The 529-nt window shown below is 70.5% G+C and carries 1 protein-coding gene; it reads left to right on the forward strand.

From position 1 onward, the window contains the following. Nucleotides 1-69: 69 nt before the first annotated feature. Nucleotides 70-529 (forward strand): acyl carrier protein (locus IE249_RS35630; RefSeq protein ID WP_229860057.1); only part of this gene is annotated, 460 nt, incomplete at its 3' end.

Here is a 529-nt window from a genome sequence, read left to right on the forward strand (position 1 = left end):
CAGTGTCGTCGGTCGGAGGGTCTGCCGGCGAGTGCGCTGGCGTGGGGTCTGTGGGCCGAGGCCAGCGGCATGACCGGTGACCTGGACGATGTCGATCTGAGGCGGATCTCCCGTGGTGGCGTGATGCCGCTGTCGACGGAGGAGGGCCTGGCGCTCCTCGACACGTCGTTGGCGGTGGATGAGGCGGTTCTGCTGCCGATGCGGCTGGACCTGGCCGTGCTGCGTGCGGAGGCCGCGGCGACCGGTACGGTCCCGGCACTCCTGCGCGGTCTGGTCAGGACGCCGGTACGGCGTGCTGCCGGCGACGCGGCGGCCTCGGCGGACGGCGGTTCCCTGACGCAGCGCCTCCTCGGCCTGGCACATGACGAACGGGAGCGGCTCCTCGTCGACCTCGTCTGCGAGCGCGTCGCCGTGGTGCTCGGATACGCCCGTGCCGACCTGGTCGAACCCAGCCGTGCGTTCAAGGAGTTGGGTTTTGACTCGTTGACGGCGGTGGAGTTGCGGAATGATCTGCGGTCGGTGACGGGGT

Source organism: Streptomyces anandii JCM 4720, from assembly GCF_014650655.1.
Classification (GTDB): Bacteria; Actinomycetota; Actinomycetes; order Streptomycetales; family Streptomycetaceae; genus Streptomyces; species Streptomyces anandii.